General features: G+C 44.6%; 11 protein-coding genes and 1 tRNA gene. 8 read left to right on the top strand and 4 right to left on the bottom strand.

Annotated elements, in window-relative coordinates:
* The first annotated feature begins 330 nt into the window (after nucleotides 1-330).
* Nucleotides 331-2,736 (top strand): Lon protease family protein, encoded by a 2,406-nt coding sequence (locus OO016_RS14360; RefSeq protein WP_266015484.1) that lies wholly within the window; start codon nucleotides 331-333, stop codon nucleotides 2,734-2,736.
* A gap of 146 nt (nucleotides 2,737-2,882) precedes the next feature.
* Here OO016_RS14360 and OO016_RS14355 read toward each other — a convergent pair whose 3' ends face one another.
* The 4 genes from OO016_RS14355 to OO016_RS14340 all read right to left on the bottom strand — a co-directional run bounded on the left by OO016_RS14355 (nucleotide 2,883) and on the right by OO016_RS14340 (nucleotide 11,372).
* Nucleotides 2,883-3,845: a hypothetical protein gene (locus OO016_RS14355; RefSeq protein WP_266015482.1), complete on the bottom strand. Its 963-nt coding sequence runs from the start codon at nucleotides 3,843-3,845 to the stop codon at nucleotides 2,883-2,885.
* Between the two features lie 86 nt (nucleotides 3,846-3,931).
* Entirely contained in the window at nucleotides 3,932-5,398 is a 1,467-nt protein-coding gene (locus tag OO016_RS14350; RefSeq protein ID WP_266015479.1) for a glutamate synthase subunit beta, read from the bottom strand.
* A 7-nt stretch (nucleotides 5,399-5,405) separates the two neighbouring features.
* On the bottom strand, nucleotides 5,406-9,914 hold the full coding sequence (gene gltB / locus OO016_RS14345) for a glutamate synthase large subunit (protein WP_266015476.1): 4,509 nt from the start codon (nucleotides 9,912-9,914) through the stop codon (nucleotides 5,406-5,408).
* Between the two features lie 315 nt (nucleotides 9,915-10,229).
* Nucleotides 10,230-11,372 carry an acyl-CoA dehydrogenase gene (locus OO016_RS14340; RefSeq protein WP_266015474.1) on the bottom strand — a complete coding sequence of 381 codons (1,143 nt, stop codon included), beginning with the start codon at nucleotides 11,370-11,372 and terminating at the stop codon, nucleotides 10,230-10,232.
* Nucleotides 11,373-11,682: 310 nt separating this feature from the next.
* On the opposite strand from OO016_RS14340, the gene OO016_RS14335 reads away from it, so the two are divergent.
* The 7 genes from OO016_RS14335 to OO016_RS14305 all read left to right on the top strand — a co-directional run bounded on the left by OO016_RS14335 (nucleotide 11,683) and on the right by OO016_RS14305 (nucleotide 17,708).
* A complete protein-coding gene (locus tag OO016_RS14335) occupies nucleotides 11,683-12,918 on the top strand; it encodes a Glu/Leu/Phe/Val dehydrogenase dimerization domain-containing protein (protein ID WP_266015471.1) in 1,236 nt (411 codons plus the stop codon).
* Nucleotides 12,919-12,933: 15 nt separating this feature from the next.
* A complete protein-coding gene (nhaD, locus tag OO016_RS14330) occupies nucleotides 12,934-14,259 on the top strand; it encodes a sodium:proton antiporter NhaD (RefSeq protein ID WP_266015467.1) in 1,326 nt (441 codons plus the stop codon).
* A gap of 57 nt (nucleotides 14,260-14,316) precedes the next feature.
* The gene (locus OO016_RS14325) at nucleotides 14,317-15,009 is read left to right on the top strand and encodes a MotA/TolQ/ExbB proton channel family protein (protein WP_266015464.1); all 693 of its coding nucleotides are present in this window, start codon (nucleotides 14,317-14,319) and stop codon (nucleotides 15,007-15,009) included.
* 9 nt (nucleotides 15,010-15,018) lie between these two features.
* A complete protein-coding gene (locus OO016_RS14320; protein ID WP_266015461.1) occupies nucleotides 15,019-15,405 on the top strand; it encodes an ExbD/TolR family protein in 387 nt (128 codons plus the stop codon).
* Complete coding sequence (locus OO016_RS14315) at nucleotides 15,405-16,301, top strand: cell envelope integrity TolA family protein (RefSeq protein WP_266015458.1); 897 nt, start codon at nucleotides 15,405-15,407, stop codon at nucleotides 16,299-16,301. The genes OO016_RS14320 and OO016_RS14315 overlap by 1 nt, the downstream gene beginning before the upstream one ends.
* On the top strand, nucleotides 16,298-17,512 hold the full coding sequence (locus OO016_RS14310) for a bifunctional folylpolyglutamate synthase/dihydrofolate synthase (protein ID WP_266015455.1): 1,215 nt from the start codon (nucleotides 16,298-16,300) through the stop codon (nucleotides 17,510-17,512). Before OO016_RS14315 ends, OO016_RS14310 begins: the two co-directional genes overlap by 4 nt.
* A gap of 121 nt (nucleotides 17,513-17,633) precedes the next feature.
* Nucleotides 17,634-17,708: transfer RNA gene (locus OO016_RS14305), tRNA-Val, on the top strand.
* The last annotated feature ends 59 nt before the right edge of the window (nucleotides 17,709-17,767 follow it).

Genomic DNA, 17,767 nt, shown 5'->3' with positions numbered 1-17,767 from the left:
TCCCGATCATGAAAATGGTCGGGATTTTTTATTGCCCCCTATCCACCACCATACCAACCTCCCTGATTAGAGCCTGTATAGGGGAACACTCCACAAGACAAGCCACTAAAGCCCTCCGACGGGGCGCTATGCGCCTCCTCCCCACAAACTCAAGATAACCTGTTTTACTGCAGTATGGAAACGGGTAAAAAATAAGAACGGTCTTTGAAAACAACCAAATCTCAAGCTCCTTGGAGCTATCATTCTTAATCAGTTCGTATGACTGGCATCATAGCAAGGATGATAAAGGTATAATATCTTTAATACCAAATCATTAATCAGTAATTGTCCATGATACGCACATTAACCCCAAGTGATTTACGGAAAGATATTTCCAAACAGAAAATCGACTGGAAACAGCTCAAAAAAAAGGAACCTTCTAGACCCCTAATAGGCCAGGAGCGTGCCTTGAAAGCACTGGAATTTGGAATTGGAAACAAAAGAGGGGGGTTTAACATCTATGTTTCGGGATATCCCGGAAGCGGAAAATCCAAAGCAGTTAACCATTTTCTTGAAGAAAAGGCAAAATTGGAAGAAACCCCGGGCGACTGGTGTTACGTAAATAATTTTCAGGATTCTTTTTACCCTAAAAAACTAAAGCTTCCCAACGGAGGGGGGCAAACCTTTAAGTTAGAGGTTCAGCAGTTGATCTTAGAAATACAAAAAATGCTGATCAATGCTTTTGAAAGTAAGGAGTATCACGATAGGAAGGAACAGATAATCGAAGAATTTAGGCAAAAGGAGAAGGAATTTCTTAAACAGATACATAGAAAGGCCAGAGAAAATAATTTTACTGTTACACGGACTCCCATAGAAATCCTCGTTATACCTACAGATAGAGAGGGAACTCCTTTAAGTGATGAAGAATTTAATAAACTTAACCAAAAAGAACGGGATCAAATCCTAGCAAAACAATCGGAACTTAAGGATGAATTGTTTCACCTGCTTCAAAAAAATCGGGAGATAGAACGCGAAAGCAATAAATCACTTTTTAAATTGGACGAAAGTATTTCTTCCTATGCCATAGACACTTTATTAGAGGAACTGCAGGAGAAATACATAGGTTTTGAAGATGTTCTTTTGCATCTTTCTGAAATCAAAAACGACATTATATCAAATTTGCACGATTTTCTAAAAGCCAGTTTACAGCAAGAAGGTCCCAGCTATAAACAGGATGTAAGGTTTCAGAAGTATGAAGTAAATGTAATTACAGACAACACCAACCTTTCTGGTGCCCCTATTGTACTCGAACTTAATCCAACCCTAAACAATTTGTTCGGCAAATTGGAACATGAATCGTACATGGGAACCCTCATAACGAACTTCACTCTGATTCGTGGTGGTGCATTGCACAGAGCAAACGGAGGATATCTGATTATTCCCTTAAAGGACTTGTTGTTTTCTTACTTCTCCTGGGAAAGTTTAAAGAGAGCATTAAAAAACAATGAGATTATAATTGAGGACGCTAGGGAGCAATTGGGGATTATTAGTGCTAAAAGTTTAAAACCTGAACCTATTCCTCTGGAGGTTCAGGTTATATTGATAGGTTCTCCCAGATGGTATTACCTGCTTTATGAACTTGACGAGGATTTTAAGGAACTCTTTAAAGTCAAAGCAGAGTTTGATACGGCTATGGATTACTCCCTCAGTAATATTCAGGATTTTGCTGGTGTCACCTATAAAATGCAAAGGGAAAATGACTTATACCCAATAAACAACAAGGCCATGGGCAGGCTTATCGAACACGCCTCGAGAATGGCAGATGATCGAAAAAAGATATCCATTAAATTCAGGGAAATCAGGGACATCCTTCATGAGGCTGATCATTATGCCCGAACGGGAGAAAAGAAAGTGATAGATGTAAAACATATAGAACAGGCAATAGAAGCTCGCTATTTTAGATCTAACCTTATCCAGGAAAAGATTAATGAACTGATAAAGAGAGGGCACTTGATGATTGACCTTACGGAATATAGAGTCGGACAAATCAATGGAATCTCGATTTTAGATCTTGGGGACATAAGTTTTGGTAAACCTAATAAGATTACAGTAAGTATAGCCTCTGGTAAAGTTGGATTGATTGATATCGAAAGGGAAGCCAAATTGTCCGGGCCAATTCACACGAAAGGCACACTTATTTTGCAAGGGTATTTACTCGAAAAATATGGGCAGGATAAACCAGTAAGTCTCTATGCAAGTTTGGTTTTTGAACAGAGTTATTCTGAAATTGATGGCGATAGTGCTTCTTGCGCTGAGCTGTTTGCCTTGTTGTCAAGTCTGGCTGATTTACCTATTAATCAGGGGATTGCCGTAACAGGATCCATCAATCAAAAAGGGGAGTTGCAACCTGTGGGGGCCATTAATCAAAAGATTGAAGGCTTCTTCGAAGTATGTGCCCAGCGTGGCTTAAGCGGAAAACAGGGGGTCATCATTCCCAGGCCAAACCTGGACAATTTAATGCTCAAAAAGGAAGTTGTAGCAGCAGTTGAAAAGGGGTTGTTTTCTATCTGGGCCGTGGATACAGTAGACGATGGCCTTGAAATTATTACCGGTTTCCCTGCAGGAAAAAGGTTGAAAGGAGGATCGTTCTCTACGAACTCAGTGCATTGTCGGGTAGATGAGAGGATCAGGCAACTAAATGCGAATATTGCAGCAGTTTCTGCCAGCAACGCAAAAGAAGAACACCTTTCATATTAGTCCCGGTAAGGAGCAGTTGTAAATCCAGAAAAAGAATCAGCTTTTCGATGGGGCGCTATGCGCCTCCTCCCCACAAGTTCAAGATAGGGAATAACGCTGCAGGAACCCAGCAAGAATAAGGATAGATTGATTTTCTGAAACCTTATCTAATCTGAAATACTGAAGGTTTTGAGCATGCCTTTAGCCTTTGAACCAGGTACTTCAGAAATGAAGGCGTAAGTACCAGGGCTTAAATCAGCTTCAAAATACTGTACACTTCCAGCAGGGGCATCATTAGTGCCGCCCAGGAAAGTAAAGCCTTCCGGTAATTTAGAACTCATAAGACCAGTAGGAGAGGCCCAATTTATCCAGGCCTCCAGAGCATCAAGGTCAGCACCTTCTTCCATGCGGACAAGATTCACATCGTGACCCACAAAATTTTCGTGCACAATCTGGTCTTCATAGGTTACTGAGAAAATAGTAGTTCCCTTGGTCATATTTCCTGAGTAGTTGATGCCATCTTCGCTGGAAATAGTAATGCTAACATTGGCTTCAGGCGGCTTATTTCCGCTATCCTCAGACCTGATAATAAACTCTTTTGCCATTCCCATAGAAGTGTGGAAACGACCATCAGGCATTCTTACGTAACATTCCATAATGTAATATCCCGGAGCCAGATTCAATGTGCTAATAGCAGTTTCCCGGGGCGAAATTAAACCCGTACCTCCTGAAAATACAACCTGTCCAAACCACTCAGGCAATTTTCCAAATGCCGCCATAGCCTCTTCCATTTTTCCTTCCATGATCATTGCCATACCTTCTTCAAAGGCAGGAGCTACCTCAGCTATTGTGTTCTCTATGGTAATTCCTTCCGGATATTTATCCAGTAAAATGAAATGAGGTTCGGTTGAAAGATTCTTGTAAACAAATGTGTTCCACCCGGAATTGATAGTGTCCGGAGCGAAAAACTCCATAGAACGGGTAACTACTTCAATTACTTCCCGCTCAGGTTCAGAGGCTTCTGCCTCGGATGCTTCTTGTTTTTTGGGATCCGACTTACATCCGACAAAAAAAATGGTCAAAAGTACTAACAAGGCGCTCAGCCTGCCTGATAAGAATAAATTGTTCATAATGGGTTGGTTGTTAATATGTTTTCTCAAATTAAGAAAAAAAATAACACGGCAAAAAGATAAAACAGAGATATGAAAGCCCCTGCTCAAATCCTGGGCAGGTCCCCTTCTCCCTTCAAGGGTAATTTGGAACTCCCCATCAAATAACTGTCTACATGATATGCCGCCTGTCTCCCTTCGGAAATAGCCCAAACTATGAGCGACTGACCCCTGCGCTGGTCGCCAGCTACAAAAACCCCGGGAATATTGGTCTTATAATTAGCTGCAGAAGCCTTGATGTTGGTCCTCGGATCCGTTTCAAGACCCAATTGATCGGCAATGGTCATTTCTGAGCCGGTAAAACCAAGGGCAAGCAGAGCCATTTCACATTTCCATTCTTTTTCCGTGCCTGGCACTTCCTTGAGTACAGGCCTCTTCCCCTCTTGTTTCTCCCAGCTTACTTCAACAGTTATTAAACCCTTCAAATTACCCTCTGCATCTCCTACGAATTCTTTGGTGGAAATACTGAAGACGCGCTCTGCTCCTTCTTTATGAGAAGAACTGGTTCTCAGGCGCATAGGCCAGAATGGCCAGGGTTGATTTTCGGGCCTTTCGGTGGTCGCCTTGGGCATGATTTCAAAATTAACAACAGACCTGGCTCCCTGCCTGAATGAAGTCCCAATACAGTCGGACCCGGTATCTCCCCCTCCAATTACGATTACGTCCTTATCTTTTGCGATCAGTTCCTTCTCAAATTCTGTAAGCCCTCCAACACGGCGATTATTCTGGGTAAGGAAATCCATAGCCTGAACTACCCCGTTAAGTTCGGCACCTTTGATTGGCAGACCACGCCTGACAGTTGCACCACCGCAGAGCACAATTGCATCGAAATCCTGAACCAGCTCACTAGCCGGGATATCCTGCCCCACATGCACCCCACATTTGAATGCTATCCCTTCGGCTTCAAGTACCTCCAGTCTGCGATCTATAATTTGCTTTTCCATTTTAAAGTCGGGAATACCATATCGCAATAAACCGCCGGGAAGCTCATCGCGCTCAAAGACAGTTACTTGATGACCGGCGCGATTAAGTTGCTGGGCTGCGGCCAGGCCTGCAGGACCAGATCCCACTATGGCCACACGTTTACCAGTTCGCGTAGTGGGCGGTTGTGGTTTGATCCAACCTTTATTAAAGGCCGTTTCAACGATATTCTTCTCAATATTTTCTATGGATACAGGATCCTCATTAATGCCCAGAACACAGGCCTCCTCGCAAGGAGCGGGACAAAGTCTTCCTGTAAATTCCGGGAAGTTGTTAGTAGCATGCAGTATACCTGCGGCCTGTTCCCACTTGCCGCGATACACAGCATCGTTAAAGTCTGGTATCAGATTCCCCAGGGGACATCCGCTATGACAAAACGGAATACCGCAATCCATACATCTTGCCCCCTGTTCTTTTAGCTCCTTTTCTTTTAAAGGAATAGTAAATTCCTTGTAATGCTTTGTGCGTTTCTCGACAGGTTGATACTGTTCAACCTTACGATCGTATTCCATGAACCCTGTAATCTTTCCCATTCCGCAGTTATATAGTTTGTGATTTTTCCCTTTCCAATCGTATTAGCGCCTGCTTGTATTCTTCCGGGAAGATCTTAATGAATTTTGGCAGGCATTGCTCCCAGTTCTCAAGGATTCGCTGAGCCAAAGGACTCAGGGTAGTGTTATAATGCGTTTCAATGAGTTCCCTTAATTGAGCGATATCCTGGTCCTCCTCTACAGGAAGCAAGTTCAGGGTGTTCTTATTGCACTTGCTTTCAAAGGTGCTATTTGGATCGTAAACATAAGCGATACCACCGCTCATCCCGGCTCCGAAATTACGGCCTACTTCGCCCAGGATCACCGCAACACCCCCCGTCATGTACTCGCATCCATGGTCTCCTATTCCTTCCACAACGGCTTTGGCCCCGGAATTACGAACACAAAAACGTTCCCCGGCCTTCCCATTAATATAGGCTTCTCCGGAAGTAGCTCCATAAAGGGTTACATTGCCAATAATGATGTTTTCCTCAGGTTTGATGGTTGAGTTTTCAGGTACTTTGATCACCAGGCGTGCTCCCGACAGCCCTTTTCCCAGATAATCATTTGTGTTACCATTAACCACCAGGGTGATTCCTTTAGTGGCAAAGGCACCGAAACTCTGGCCTGCAGAACCAGTAAAATTAATTTTTAGCGTATTGTCAGGAAGACCATCAGAACCGTAGATCTTTGAGATCTCATTGCTCACTATTGCCCCAACAGCGCGGTCTGTATTATGTATCGGAAAATCCAGTACAGTTTTTTCCTTACGGAACAGTGCAGGGTGAGCCTGTTCTATGATCTCAAATTCTATGGACTTGTGCACATCGTGCCGTTGCTTTTTCGTGTTGTGGAATTTTGTCCCCTTGGGAACATCAATGGTATGAAGTATAGGAGTCAGATCAATGCCACTGGCTTTGAAATGGTCAATTGCGGCCTTGCGATTCAGTTTCTGTACCTGACCAACCATTTCATCTACCTTTCGGAAGCCCAGTTGAGCCATAATTTCACGTAACTCCTGGGCAACAAAATACATGTAGTTGACCACGTGTTCCGGCTTTCCTTCAAACTTCTTGCGCAACTCAGGGTTTTGGGTAGCAATACCTACCGGACAGGTATTCAGATGACACACCCGCATCATAATGCATCCGGAAGCCACAAGCGGGGCCGTGGCAAATCCGAATTCTTCAGCACCCAGCAGGCAGGCGATAGCAACATCCCTGCCGGTCTTGAGCTGTCCATCACACTCCAGGACCACCCGATTGCGCAGATCATTAAGTACAAGGGTTTGCTGAGCCTCTGCTATACCGAGTTCCCAGGGAAGGCCGGCATGTTTCAGGGAAGTTAGGGGAGAAGCCCCGGTTCCCCCATCATGACCTGAAATGAGGATTACATCTGCCTTGGCTTTTGATACTCCTGCAGCTACAGTGCCCACACCTACTTCCGATACCAGCTTAACATTGATTCGAGCCTCTCTGTTGGCCGATTTCAGGTCGTAGATAAGTTGTGATAGGTCCTCTATGGAATATATATCGTGATGAGGCGGAGGGGAAATCAGCCCCACGTATGGAGTGGAATTCCTGGTTTTGGCTATAGCCGGATTAACCTTAGGGCCCGGCAATTGTCCCCCTTCACCCGGTTTTGCACCCTGAGCCATCTTAATTTGTATTTCCTGGGCATTGGTCAGGTAATTTGAGGTAACTCCAAATCTTCCTGATGCCACCTGCTTGATTGCACTGTTTTTCCAATCGCCTGTCTGGTTCCGGTAAAAGCGTTCCGCATCTTCACCCCCTTCACCGGAATTGCTCTTTCCACCAATCCGGTTCATGGCAATGGCCAGGTTTTCATGCGCTTCCTTGCTGATGGAACCGTAAGACATAGCGCCCGTCTTAAAACGCTTTACTATTTCCGTCCAGGGTTCTACTTCTTCGATGGGAATGGGATCAAAATTGGCAAACTCAAAAAGGCCCCTAATAGTCATCAAATTTCTGGATTGTTCGTTAACCAGGGAGGCATATTCCTTATATGTTGTTGGCTCATTATTGCGCACCGCTTTCTGCAGTTTAGCTATGGTAAGCGGGTTGAACATATGTTTTTCCCCATCCCTTCGCCAACGATATTCTCCTCCGATCTCCAGATCCAGATTGGCAGCAACCTCCTCCTTCTCAAAGGCCTTCTTATGTCTTTTGGCGATCTCTTTTTCTATTTCATAAAGACCAATGCCCTGTATGCGTGTTGGAGTATTGGGAAAATACTTGTCAACCACCCTGGTGCCAATGCCGATACATTCAAATAGCTGGGAACCGCGATAAGAATTAAGGGTAGAAATGCCGATTTTATTCATCACTTTCAGGATGCCTTTTCCCACGGCCTTATTGTAATTCTTAATAGCCTCTTCAAAACTGTATTCCTTAATATCCTGGGCCTCTATTTGTTCTCCGATGATTTCATTTACCAGGTAGGGATTAATTGCGCTGGCACCAAAGCCAAATAACAAAGCAAAATGATGCACCTCGCGTGGCTCCCCTGATTCAATTATTATGCTGAGCCTGGAGCGTTTCCCTATCGCCCGCAAACCGCTATTGACATAGGAACAGGCCAGAAGGGCCGGAATCGGAGCCTTTTCTTCACTGAGGTTGCGATCCGAGAGTATTATAATATTTGCTCCCTGGTCTATGGCCGCTTCCGCTTGTTTTAAAATGGACTCCAGTCCGTCTTCAAGACCATTATGACCCCTTTTTACTTCGTACAGGATGGGTATGGAAACTACTTTGTAATCCGGACTGGCGTCGTAGTTTTTAATTTTATCAAGGTCCTCCTTTGAAATTACCGGGTTTTGTATTTTGAGCTTCCGGCAATGTAGCTCGGTATATTCAAAGAGGTTCTGGTCACTGCCTAAAGTTAGACTGATGTCTGTGATAAGCTCTTCCCTGATACCATCCAGGGGCGGATTGGTTACCTGGGCAAATAACTGTTTGAAATAGTTGTACAGTAGCTGCGGTCTTTCCGATAAGACGGCAATGGGCGTATCAGAGCCCATAGAGCCAATGGGTTCCTTGGCATTCTTGCCCATTGGTAAAATGATGGAGTTGATGTCTTCCAGGGTGTATCCAAATGCAGCTTTTCTCTTTTCCAGCGGGGCTTCATCCAGAAATAAGGGGCAGTCGTTATAAGGGATATCCCGAAGGTGAACCAGGTTATTGTCTAACCACTTTTTGTAAGGGTGCTTGAGTGCAATTTCACTTTTGATCTCTTCATCGTTTACAATACGTCCTTCTTCCATGTTCACCAGGAACATCTTACCGGGTTCCAGGCGACCGTGAAACTCAATATTGGCAGGCTCCAGTTCAACTACACCGGTTTCAGAGGACATGATTACATAGCCGTCTTTGGTAACGCTGTATCGCGAAGGTCTCAGCCCGTTCCGGTCAAGTACGGCCCCTATGTAATTGCCATCAGTAAACGGAATTGATGCCGGGCCATCCCAGGGTTCCATCAGGCAGGCATTGTATTCATAAAATGCCTTTTTGTCTTCTGACATATCCGGATTCTTTTCCCAGGCTTCCGGAACAAGCATCATCATCACTTCCGGCAGGGACCTTCCTGTCATAAGCAAAAGTTCAACTACCATATCCATGGTTGCCGAATCTGATTTGCCCGGTAAAATTATCGGTAGTATCTCTTTGATTGCGGGACCAAACAAATCACTTTTCAGCAATTCTTCCCGGGATCGCATGCGGGAGACATTGCCTCTTAACGTATTGATCTCACCGTTATGGCACATATAACGAAATGGCTGTGCCAGATCCCAGGTTGGAAAGGTGTTGGTGGAAAAACGCTGATGCACCAAAGCAAGGCGGGTAATAACTCTCGGATCCATAAGATCCTTGTAATAAAGCTTTATGTCATGGGGCATTAGCAGCCCTTTGAATATAATTATACGAGTAGAAAGGCTGGGTACATAGAAGAAATGACGGTCAGACAATCGGGAATTCCCTATGGCATGCTCTGTAATTTTTCTGGCGATGAAAAGTTTAAGGTTGAAATCAAAATCTTCCTGTTCCTTTTCAGCCTTGCCAATAAAAACCTGCTTTACAAAGGGTTCACTTTCTTTGGCTATTCTTCCCGGTATGGCATGATTTACCGGGACATCACGCCACCCAACTAATTGCAGTCCGACCTCCTTTATCTGGGCTTCGAAAATATCGATACAATAATTGCGCTGATTTTCTTTCTGTGGCAGGAAAACGTTTCCTACCGCATAGGCTCCGGGTTCCGGGAGTTCAAATGAACACACTTCCTGAAAGAAAGCATGTGGTATGTCTATTAATACACCGGCTCCATCACCTGTTTTTCCATCGGCACTAACAGCCCCCCGGTGTTCCAGCTTATCCAGGATTTCCAGGGCCTTGTGAATAATGTCGTTCGACTTCTTTCCTTCAAGGCTGCATATAAATCCTGCCCCACAATTATCGTGCTCAAATTCCGGCAGGTATAATCCCTGTTTTCTATCAATCATGCGTTACGGTATTTCAGCTAAAATATCGTTTTGTGTAGAAAGTATATTCAAAAGTTAACAGCTTGATGAAATAAATTTAACTTTTACAATAAAACGTTAAAAAATGTTCAATTTGGAAAAAAACAAGTATCTGAATTAACAATTCCTCATTTGTGCTTGCCAGGAGTCGTTCAAGTACCCTTTGGAAGGGGGTCTTTTATGATTATAGGGCTATAAGTGTATTGTACCCCCTATAATAGAGCAGGTATAAAAAAAGGTAGCCAAAATAATATTCCGGCTACCCTTGAAATTTTAAAATGCACGCTAAGCAGTTATCTAATTGCTTAGCACAGAACGGGAAATTACAATCTTCTGGATTTCGGAAGTGCCCTCATAGATTTGTGTAATTTTGGCATCCCGCATCAGGCGTTCCACATGATATTCCTTTACATATCCGTTACCCCCATGGATCTGTACGGCTTCCACGGAAGCCCACATAGCTACTTCAGAGGCATATAATTTAGCCATGGCACCGGAGAGGTCATAATTATTACCCTGGTCTTTATCCCAGGCCGATTTGTAAACCAGATGCCGGGCTGCTTCAATCCGGGTATGCATGTCGGCAAGCTTAAAGGCAATGGCCTGATGCCTGCTTATTTCTTTTCCGAATGCCTTGCGCTCTTTGGAATACTTCAGTGAAAGTTCATAAGCACCGGCGGCTATACCAAGGGCTTGTGCTGCAATTCCAATGCGCCCTCCTGCCAGGGTTTTCATGGCAAATTTAAACCCGAAACCATCCTCCCCGATTCGATTCTCCTTGGGAACCTTTACATCATTGAATTGAAGAGAGTGGGTATCACTTCCCCTTATTCCCAGCTTGTTCTCTTTGGGGCCAATTTCGAAGCCGGGCATGCCTTTTTCCACAATCAGGGCATTAATTCCTTTATGACCTTTATCAGCGTCTGTTTGAGCCATAACCAGATATACGTCTGCTGTTCCACCATTGGTAATCCAGTTTTTAGTGCCGTTTAGCAGGTAGTGATCACCCTTGTCTATTGCCGTTGTCTTTTGAGATGTGGCATCACTGCCGGCCTCTGGTTCTGAAAGACAGAAAGCTCCTATAATTTCTCCCGTTGCCAAACGCGTCAGGTATTTCTGCTTTTGTTCTTCAGTCCCGAAGGTTTCCAATCCCCAGCAAACAAGAGAATTGTTAACGGATACTACCACTGAAGCGGAGGCGTCTATTTTTGACAGCTCTTCCATAACAATTACATAGGAAAGCGTGTCCATGCCACTGCCCCCATATTTAGGGTCTACCATCATACCCATAAAGCCGAGCTCTCCCATTTTTCGGACGGCTTCAGCCGGAAAGCGTTGTTCCTCATCTCTTTCGATTACACCCGGCAACAGTTCCTGCTGAGCAAAATCGCGCGCAGCTTGTTGGATCATCAGGTGCTCTTCGGTTAACGTAAAATCCATAATATGTGAAATTGACAAAAAAGGTCTACAAAGATAAGGCCTGGTTAGATATTTATCAATAATAACAACCCTAATTTGAGAATAATGAAACAATTATTTTTTCTGATAACAGGCCCTCCTAATAAAATAATCCTGGGGGTTTTAAACCAAGACCAAATTTTTATATTTGTCTGTAGCACTTTTTAAACCACATCCAAACCTGTAAATATGAGACAACATTAGCCCTTCGGGGCTTATTTTAACAAGAGAATCTCTGAAGTGGCCTTGGTGACAGGCTATATAATTTCTAAAATAATTTACAGGTAAAATAATGAAAGAACTACTAAAAAAATACGAGAATAAACCTCCGGAAATTGTTTTCAACTGGAAAGATTCGGAAACAGAAGCTGAAGGTTGGACAGTAATCAACTCTCTTCGAGGTGGTGCAGCCGGCGGAGGAACCCGAATGCGTGAAGGCCTGGATATGAATGAAGTGCTATCCCTGGCTAAAACCATGGAGGTGAAATTCACCGTTTCAGGACCTCCGATTGGCGGGGCCAAATCAGGGATCAATTTCAATCCACATGATCCCCGCAAAAAAGGCGTGCTTGAAAGATGGTACCGCGCAGTTTCTCCACTGCTTAAAAGTTATTATGGTACTGGTGGCGATCTGAATGTGGATGAGATTCATGAAGTAATCCCCATAACGGAAGAAGCAGGTGTCTGGCATCCGCAGGAAGGCGTATTCAATGGGCATTTCCGCCCAACTGAAGCCGACAAGATCAACCGGATCGGACAGCTACGACTGGGGGTTATAAAAGTTCTTGAAAACGAACAGTACTCCCCGGATATTTCCAAAAAATATACGGTGGCCGACATGATTACCGGTTTCGGCGTTGCAGAGGCCATAAGACATTATTACGACATTTACGGAGGCACCGTGATCGGGAAAAAGGCCGTTGTGCAGGGTTTTGGAAATGTTGGAGCGGCAGCAGCCTTCTACCTGGCTCAGATGGGAGCTAAAATAGTAGGTATTATTGATCGTGTGGGTGGTGTTATTAAGGAAGACGGATTCAGCTTTGAAGAGATTAAGCATTTTTTCCTGCATAAAAAAGGAAATACACTCCTCATTGCGGATGCAGATATATTGATTCCATTTGATGAAATAAACGAACGCATCTGGAGTTTGCCTACGGAAATATTTGCACCCTGTGCGGCTTCCAGGCTTATTACCCAGGAACAAATCTCCCAGATGATCGATACCGGACTGGAGGTGATTTCCTGCGGGGCCAATGTTCCATTTGCGGATAAGGAAATCTTTTTCGGGCCCATTATGGAATACACGGACGAACGCATCAGCCTAATTCCGGATTTTATCTCAAACTGCGGTATGGCACGCGTTTTTGCTTATTTTATGGAACGCAGGGTGTCAATGGATGATGAAAAAATATTTAATGATACCTCAGATACTATTAGAAAAGCAATTTTGAATATCTTTAAGCAAAATGCATCCAAAAAAAGCCTGAGTAAAACAGCATTTGAAATCGCTTTAAAACAACTCGTCTAATAATAAACCAACCATATGGAAACCATTATTATCATTGTTTTCTTAGTAGGATACCTCGCAATTACCCTGGAACATAATCTCAAGATAGATAAACTCATACCGGCACTGGCCATGATGGCCATATTATGGGCTATAATTGCCCTTACTCACCTGCCGGTATTCGAGGTAAATGCGGAGCTAAAGGAATTGGAGCCTTCACATCTGGATGAGATGTTGCTGCACCACCTGGGGAAAACGGCAGAGATCCTGGTTTTCCTGCTGGGAGCCATGACCATAGTGGAAATCATTGACTATTTTGATGGTTTTGCTACGATCAAAGGCTATATCAAGACCAGAAGCAAGAAAAAGCTTCTCTGGTTATTTTCTATTCTGGCTTTTGTTTTATCGGCAATTATAGATAACCTGACCGCAACAATTGTACTTGTTACCATCCTGCAGAAAGTAATTCAGGATAGGGAAACGCGCCTGTGGTTTGCGGGACTGATTATCATCAATGCCAATGCAGGGGGAGCCTGGTCTCCAATAGGTGATGTAACTACCACCATGTTGTGGATTGCGGATAAAGTATCGGCATCGCAACTGGTGATCACGGTCCTGGTGCCTTCCATTATGTGTATGGTAGTACCTACCCTGATCGCGCAGAATTTTAAGGCTTTTAAGGGCAATATAGAATCTATGGGGGAAATAGAAACTTCTAAATCCCCTTATGGGCCGATCATGCTCTATCTGGGTCTGGGAGCTATTGTTTTTGTACCCTTTTTCAAGACTATTACCCATTTGCCTCCCTACGTGGGCATGATGCTGTCCCTGGCACTGGTAGCTACCTTTGCCGAGATATATAGTAATGCCAAGATCAGCATCACAACGGTTGACGGAGAAAGCGACGCTGCTTCTCACCACAGCCCTGTGCACAAGTCGCTCTCAAAGATCGAACTTCCCAGTATCCTGTTCTTTTTGGGAATCCTTCTCGCTGTGGCGGCCCTGGAATCTCTGGGCTATCTGTTCCATTATGCTGAAAGCCTGAATCAGGCCATACCCAACACCGATATTGTGGTTATGCTCCTGGGTATTGGATCTGCTGTAATCGATAATGTACCACTGGTTGCAGCCAGTATGGGTATGTTTTCGCAGCCTATGGATAGCCCCTTATGGCATTTTATCGCCTACTCCGCCGGAACTGGTGGAAGTATGCTAATTATTGGTTCAGCAGCGGGAGTTGTGGCCATGGGTATGGAAAAGATCGATTTCTTCTGGTATCTTCGCAAAATATCCGTTTTGGCACTGGCAGGATTCCTTGCTGGAGCGGTGGTATTTATCTTAATGCGAGATTTTGTTCTATAAGGCATAATTTTATGCACTTTATGCCGTTATAGGGGCAACTGTAAATGAAAAAAATTTATGATTTTATTCCAGGATCTTGTGGACGAGACACAAGCAGGGGAAGTGATTTCTGAAGAAAAGACACTTTCAGTAATAGACCTTATCGTAAACGGAGGTGCGGGCAGCATTCTGATTATCTCAGTGCTATTTGTCATGTTGGCAGTGGCCCTCTACATTTATTTCGAACGAATTCTTGCTATAAAGGCAGCCTCCAGTATCGACAAAAACTTTATGAATCAGATCCGCGACCATGTCATGAATGGCAAACTGGAAGCGGCAAAAATCTTATGTGCCCAGACCAATTCTCCGGTAGCACGACTCACGGAAAAAGGGGTATCCCGAATCGGAAAGCCCCTCGATGATATCAATACGGCCATCGAAAATGCCGGTACGCTTGAGGTTTACAAGCTGGAAAAGAATGTAAACATTCTTGCCACCATTGCCGGGGCCGCCCCAATGATTGGATTCCTGGGAACTGTTATTGGTATGATCCTGGCTTTCCACCAGATGGCGAGCAGTGGCGGACAAGCCGAAATGGGGGCACTTGCCTCAGGAATATATACGGCCATGACCACCACAGTGGCAGGTTTGGTAGTGGGTATTATCGCCTATATGGGTTACAACCACCTTGTGAACCGCACAGACAAGGTTGTCCATAAAATGGAGGCCAATGCGGTTGAATTCCTGGATTTGTTGAACGAACCGGTATAATTTCGGGCTATGAAACTGAAAGGGAGAAATAAGATCAATCCACAGTTCAGCATGTCCTCGATGACAGACATTGTTTTTTTGCTGCTCATTTTTTTCATGCTGACCGCCAATGCACCCAATGCACTGGATTTACTATTGCCAAAAGCAAAGGGTAAGTCAACCAATACCCAAAACGTATCGGTGACTATCAACAAGAACCTGGAGTATTTTGTCAATAACGAAAGGATTAACGGAGAATACATTGAAATTGAATTAAAAAAGGCACTTAAGGACCAGGAGAAGCCCACGATCATTTTAAGGGCAGAAGAAAGTGTCGCCATAAAGGAAGCGGTTAATGTGATGGATATTGCTAACCGCAACAATTATAAGGTGATCCTGGCTGTGCGCCCCAACTAATGGCGTTACTGGATACGAGACACAAAAAGAAATCCTTCTGGCTTACCACTATACTGCTGAGCCTGTTTCTCCTATTACTTTTCTACATAGGTCTTACTTACATGGACCCGCCAATTGAAAACGGGATTACCGTCAATTTTGGTTATGTAGACTACGGGCAAGGGCCGGCACCGCCAAAACCTAAAGCACAACCGCAACCCGTGCAGGAAGAGGAACAGGAGGAGGAAGTACCTGAGGAACAGTTACCGGAACCTGTTGTTGAACAGGAAGAAGAAATGGTAACCGAAAAGGAAAGTGAAGAACTGCTTACCCGGGAATCTGAAGAAGCTATAAGGATCAAACAACAGGAAGCCGAAAAACGCATAGCCGAGGAAGCCGCCCGTAAAGCAAGGGAGGAAGCAGAACGCCTGGAAAGGGAGCGTCAGGCCGCAGAGGAAAAGGCAAGGCAGGAACGGGAAGCCAAAAAGAAACAGTTAGATGAGTTGATGGGCGGACTAAACAATGCTGAAGGTGCTGAGGCAGAAGCTGAGGGTGATGATCAGGGAGCGGGTGACAAAGGCCAGCCCGATGGTGATCCTTATGCAAATACCTACTATGGCAGCCCGGGGACAGGTAGTGGGACAGGCGGATATGGACTTTCCGGTCGTTCGCTGGCCAACAGGGGTAAAGTACAGCAGGAATGCAATGAAGAGGGCAGGGTTGTTGTTCGTATTGTGGTTGACCGCAATGGTAAGGTAATCGATGCCCAGGCAGGAGTAAAGGGAACTACCAACAACCATCCCTGTCTGCTGGAACCCGCACGTAAAACGGCTTTTCTTCACAAATGGAATCCTGATTCCAAAGCACCCAGTCAGCAAATTGGCTTTGTGGTGGTCAACTTCAAACTGGGAGAGTGAATTATCAGGAAACGCTGGAGTGGATGTTTGCCCAGCTGCCCATGTATCAGCGTAAAGGGAAGGACGCATATAGCGGCAAACTGGATGGTATAAGGCATTTAGCCGCCTACCTGGGAAACCCTCATTTTAAATTCAAAAGTATTCATGTAGCCGGAACTAATGGCAAGGGATCCAGTAGCCATATGCTGGCCTCTATCCTGCAGGAAGCCGGCTATACAGTGGGGCTTTATACTTCACCTCACCTTAAGGATTTCCGGGAGCGGATCAGGATCAATGGCAGGCCTGCCAGTAAGCAGTTTGTAATTGGTTTTGTTCGCCGTCATCTGGATTACCTGAAGCATCATAAACTCTCGTTCTTTGAGATGACTGTGGGAATGGCTTTCGATTACTTTGCGAAAAAGAAGGTAGATATTGCCATTATAGAGGTTGGTTTGGGTGGCCGTTTGGATTCTACCAATATCATTACTCCTGAAGTTTGTCTGATAACCAATATTGGGATGGACCATATGGACCTTCTGGGGGATACCCTGCCGAAAATCGCCAGAGAAAAAGCCGGCATTATGAAGCCCAATGTACCTGTTGTTATAGGTGAGTTTCACGAAGAAACGGCAGCAGTCTTTGAGGAGGTTGCATCAGAGGTGGGAGCTCCGCTGTACTTTGCCCGTGATAATAAGGAGCCTATCCATTATGAAACCGATTTATTAGGGGATTATCAGAAGTTCAATATTGCAGGAGTAATAGCTGTACTTAGGCATCTCCGCGGATATTCCGTGTCCCGAACCCATATCAAGAGCGGGCTCAATGCTATAGTCGAAAATACAGGTCTTTTGGGGCGATGGCAGGTTTTGCAGGAATCTCCAAAGGTAATATTCGACGTAGGGCATAACCAGGAGGGGATAGCGCTTATAATGAAACAACTTTCAAAGGAGACTTATACGCGGTTGCATATGGTATTGGGGTTTGTGAAAGAAAAGGACCTGCAGGCCATATTACCCTTATTTCCCGGGAAGGCTAAATATTTTTTTGCCAGGCCGCAGATTCCAAGAGGACTAAGTGCTGAAGAACTGCAGAAGGCGGCAGCACAACATGATCTGAGGGGAGAGGTTTATACTTCAGTTCAGGAGGCATACAGGGCTGCTTTAATGCACGCGAATAAAGACGACCTGGTGTTTGTTGGAGGCAGCAACTTTACAGTTGCTGAGGTATTGTAATTTTTCTGAAATTTTGTTTTTCGTACCAAAAAACTATCCTATATTTGCACCCGCCTCCGCTCCAATGGAGCTTCGGCGAACAAAACCCAGGTCACAGGGTTATATTATTGATAGAAAAAGAGGGCTCTTAGCTCAGTTGGTTCAGAGCACCTGCCTTACAAGCAGGGGGTCACTGGTTCGAATCCAGTAGGGCCCACATCAAGCAGAAAACCAGCACCATCCGGTGCTGGTTTTTTCTTTTCCCGAGAAAGCGAA

Origin of the sequence: Lentiprolixibacter aurantiacus (genome assembly GCF_026241225.1) — a bacterium.
Classification (GTDB): domain Bacteria; phylum Bacteroidota; class Bacteroidia; order Flavobacteriales; family Flavobacteriaceae; genus Lentiprolixibacter; species Lentiprolixibacter aurantiacus.
This window is presented reverse-complemented; position numbering and strand designations above follow the sequence as displayed.

Excerpts from the sequence above, each read along its gene's own strand:
- OO016_RS14360 (WP_266015484.1), top strand. The coding sequence starts at position 331 with ATGATACGCACATTAACCCCAAGTGATTTACGGAAAGATATTTCCAAA.
- OO016_RS14355 (WP_266015482.1), bottom strand. The coding sequence starts at position 3,845 with ATGAACAATTTATTCTTATCAGGCAGGCTGAGCGCCTTGTTAGTACTT.
- OO016_RS14350 (WP_266015479.1), bottom strand. The coding sequence starts at position 5,398 with ATGGGAAAGATTACAGGGTTCATGGAATACGATCGTAAGGTTGAACAG.
- gltB (WP_266015476.1), bottom strand. The coding sequence starts at position 9,914 with ATGATTGATAGAAAACAGGGATTATACCTGCCGGAATTTGAGCACGAT.
- OO016_RS14340 (WP_266015474.1), bottom strand. The coding sequence starts at position 11,372 with ATGGATTTTACGTTAACCGAAGAGCACCTGATGATCCAACAAGCTGCG.
- OO016_RS14335 (WP_266015471.1), top strand. The coding sequence starts at position 11,683 with ATGAAAGAACTACTAAAAAAATACGAGAATAAACCTCCGGAAATTGTT.
- nhaD (WP_266015467.1), top strand. The coding sequence starts at position 12,934 with ATGGAAACCATTATTATCATTGTTTTCTTAGTAGGATACCTCGCAATT.
- OO016_RS14325 (WP_266015464.1), top strand. The coding sequence starts at position 14,317 with ATGATTTTATTCCAGGATCTTGTGGACGAGACACAAGCAGGGGAAGTG.
- OO016_RS14320 (WP_266015461.1), top strand. The coding sequence starts at position 15,019 with ATGAAACTGAAAGGGAGAAATAAGATCAATCCACAGTTCAGCATGTCC.
- OO016_RS14315 (WP_266015458.1), top strand. The coding sequence starts at position 15,405 with ATGGCGTTACTGGATACGAGACACAAAAAGAAATCCTTCTGGCTTACC.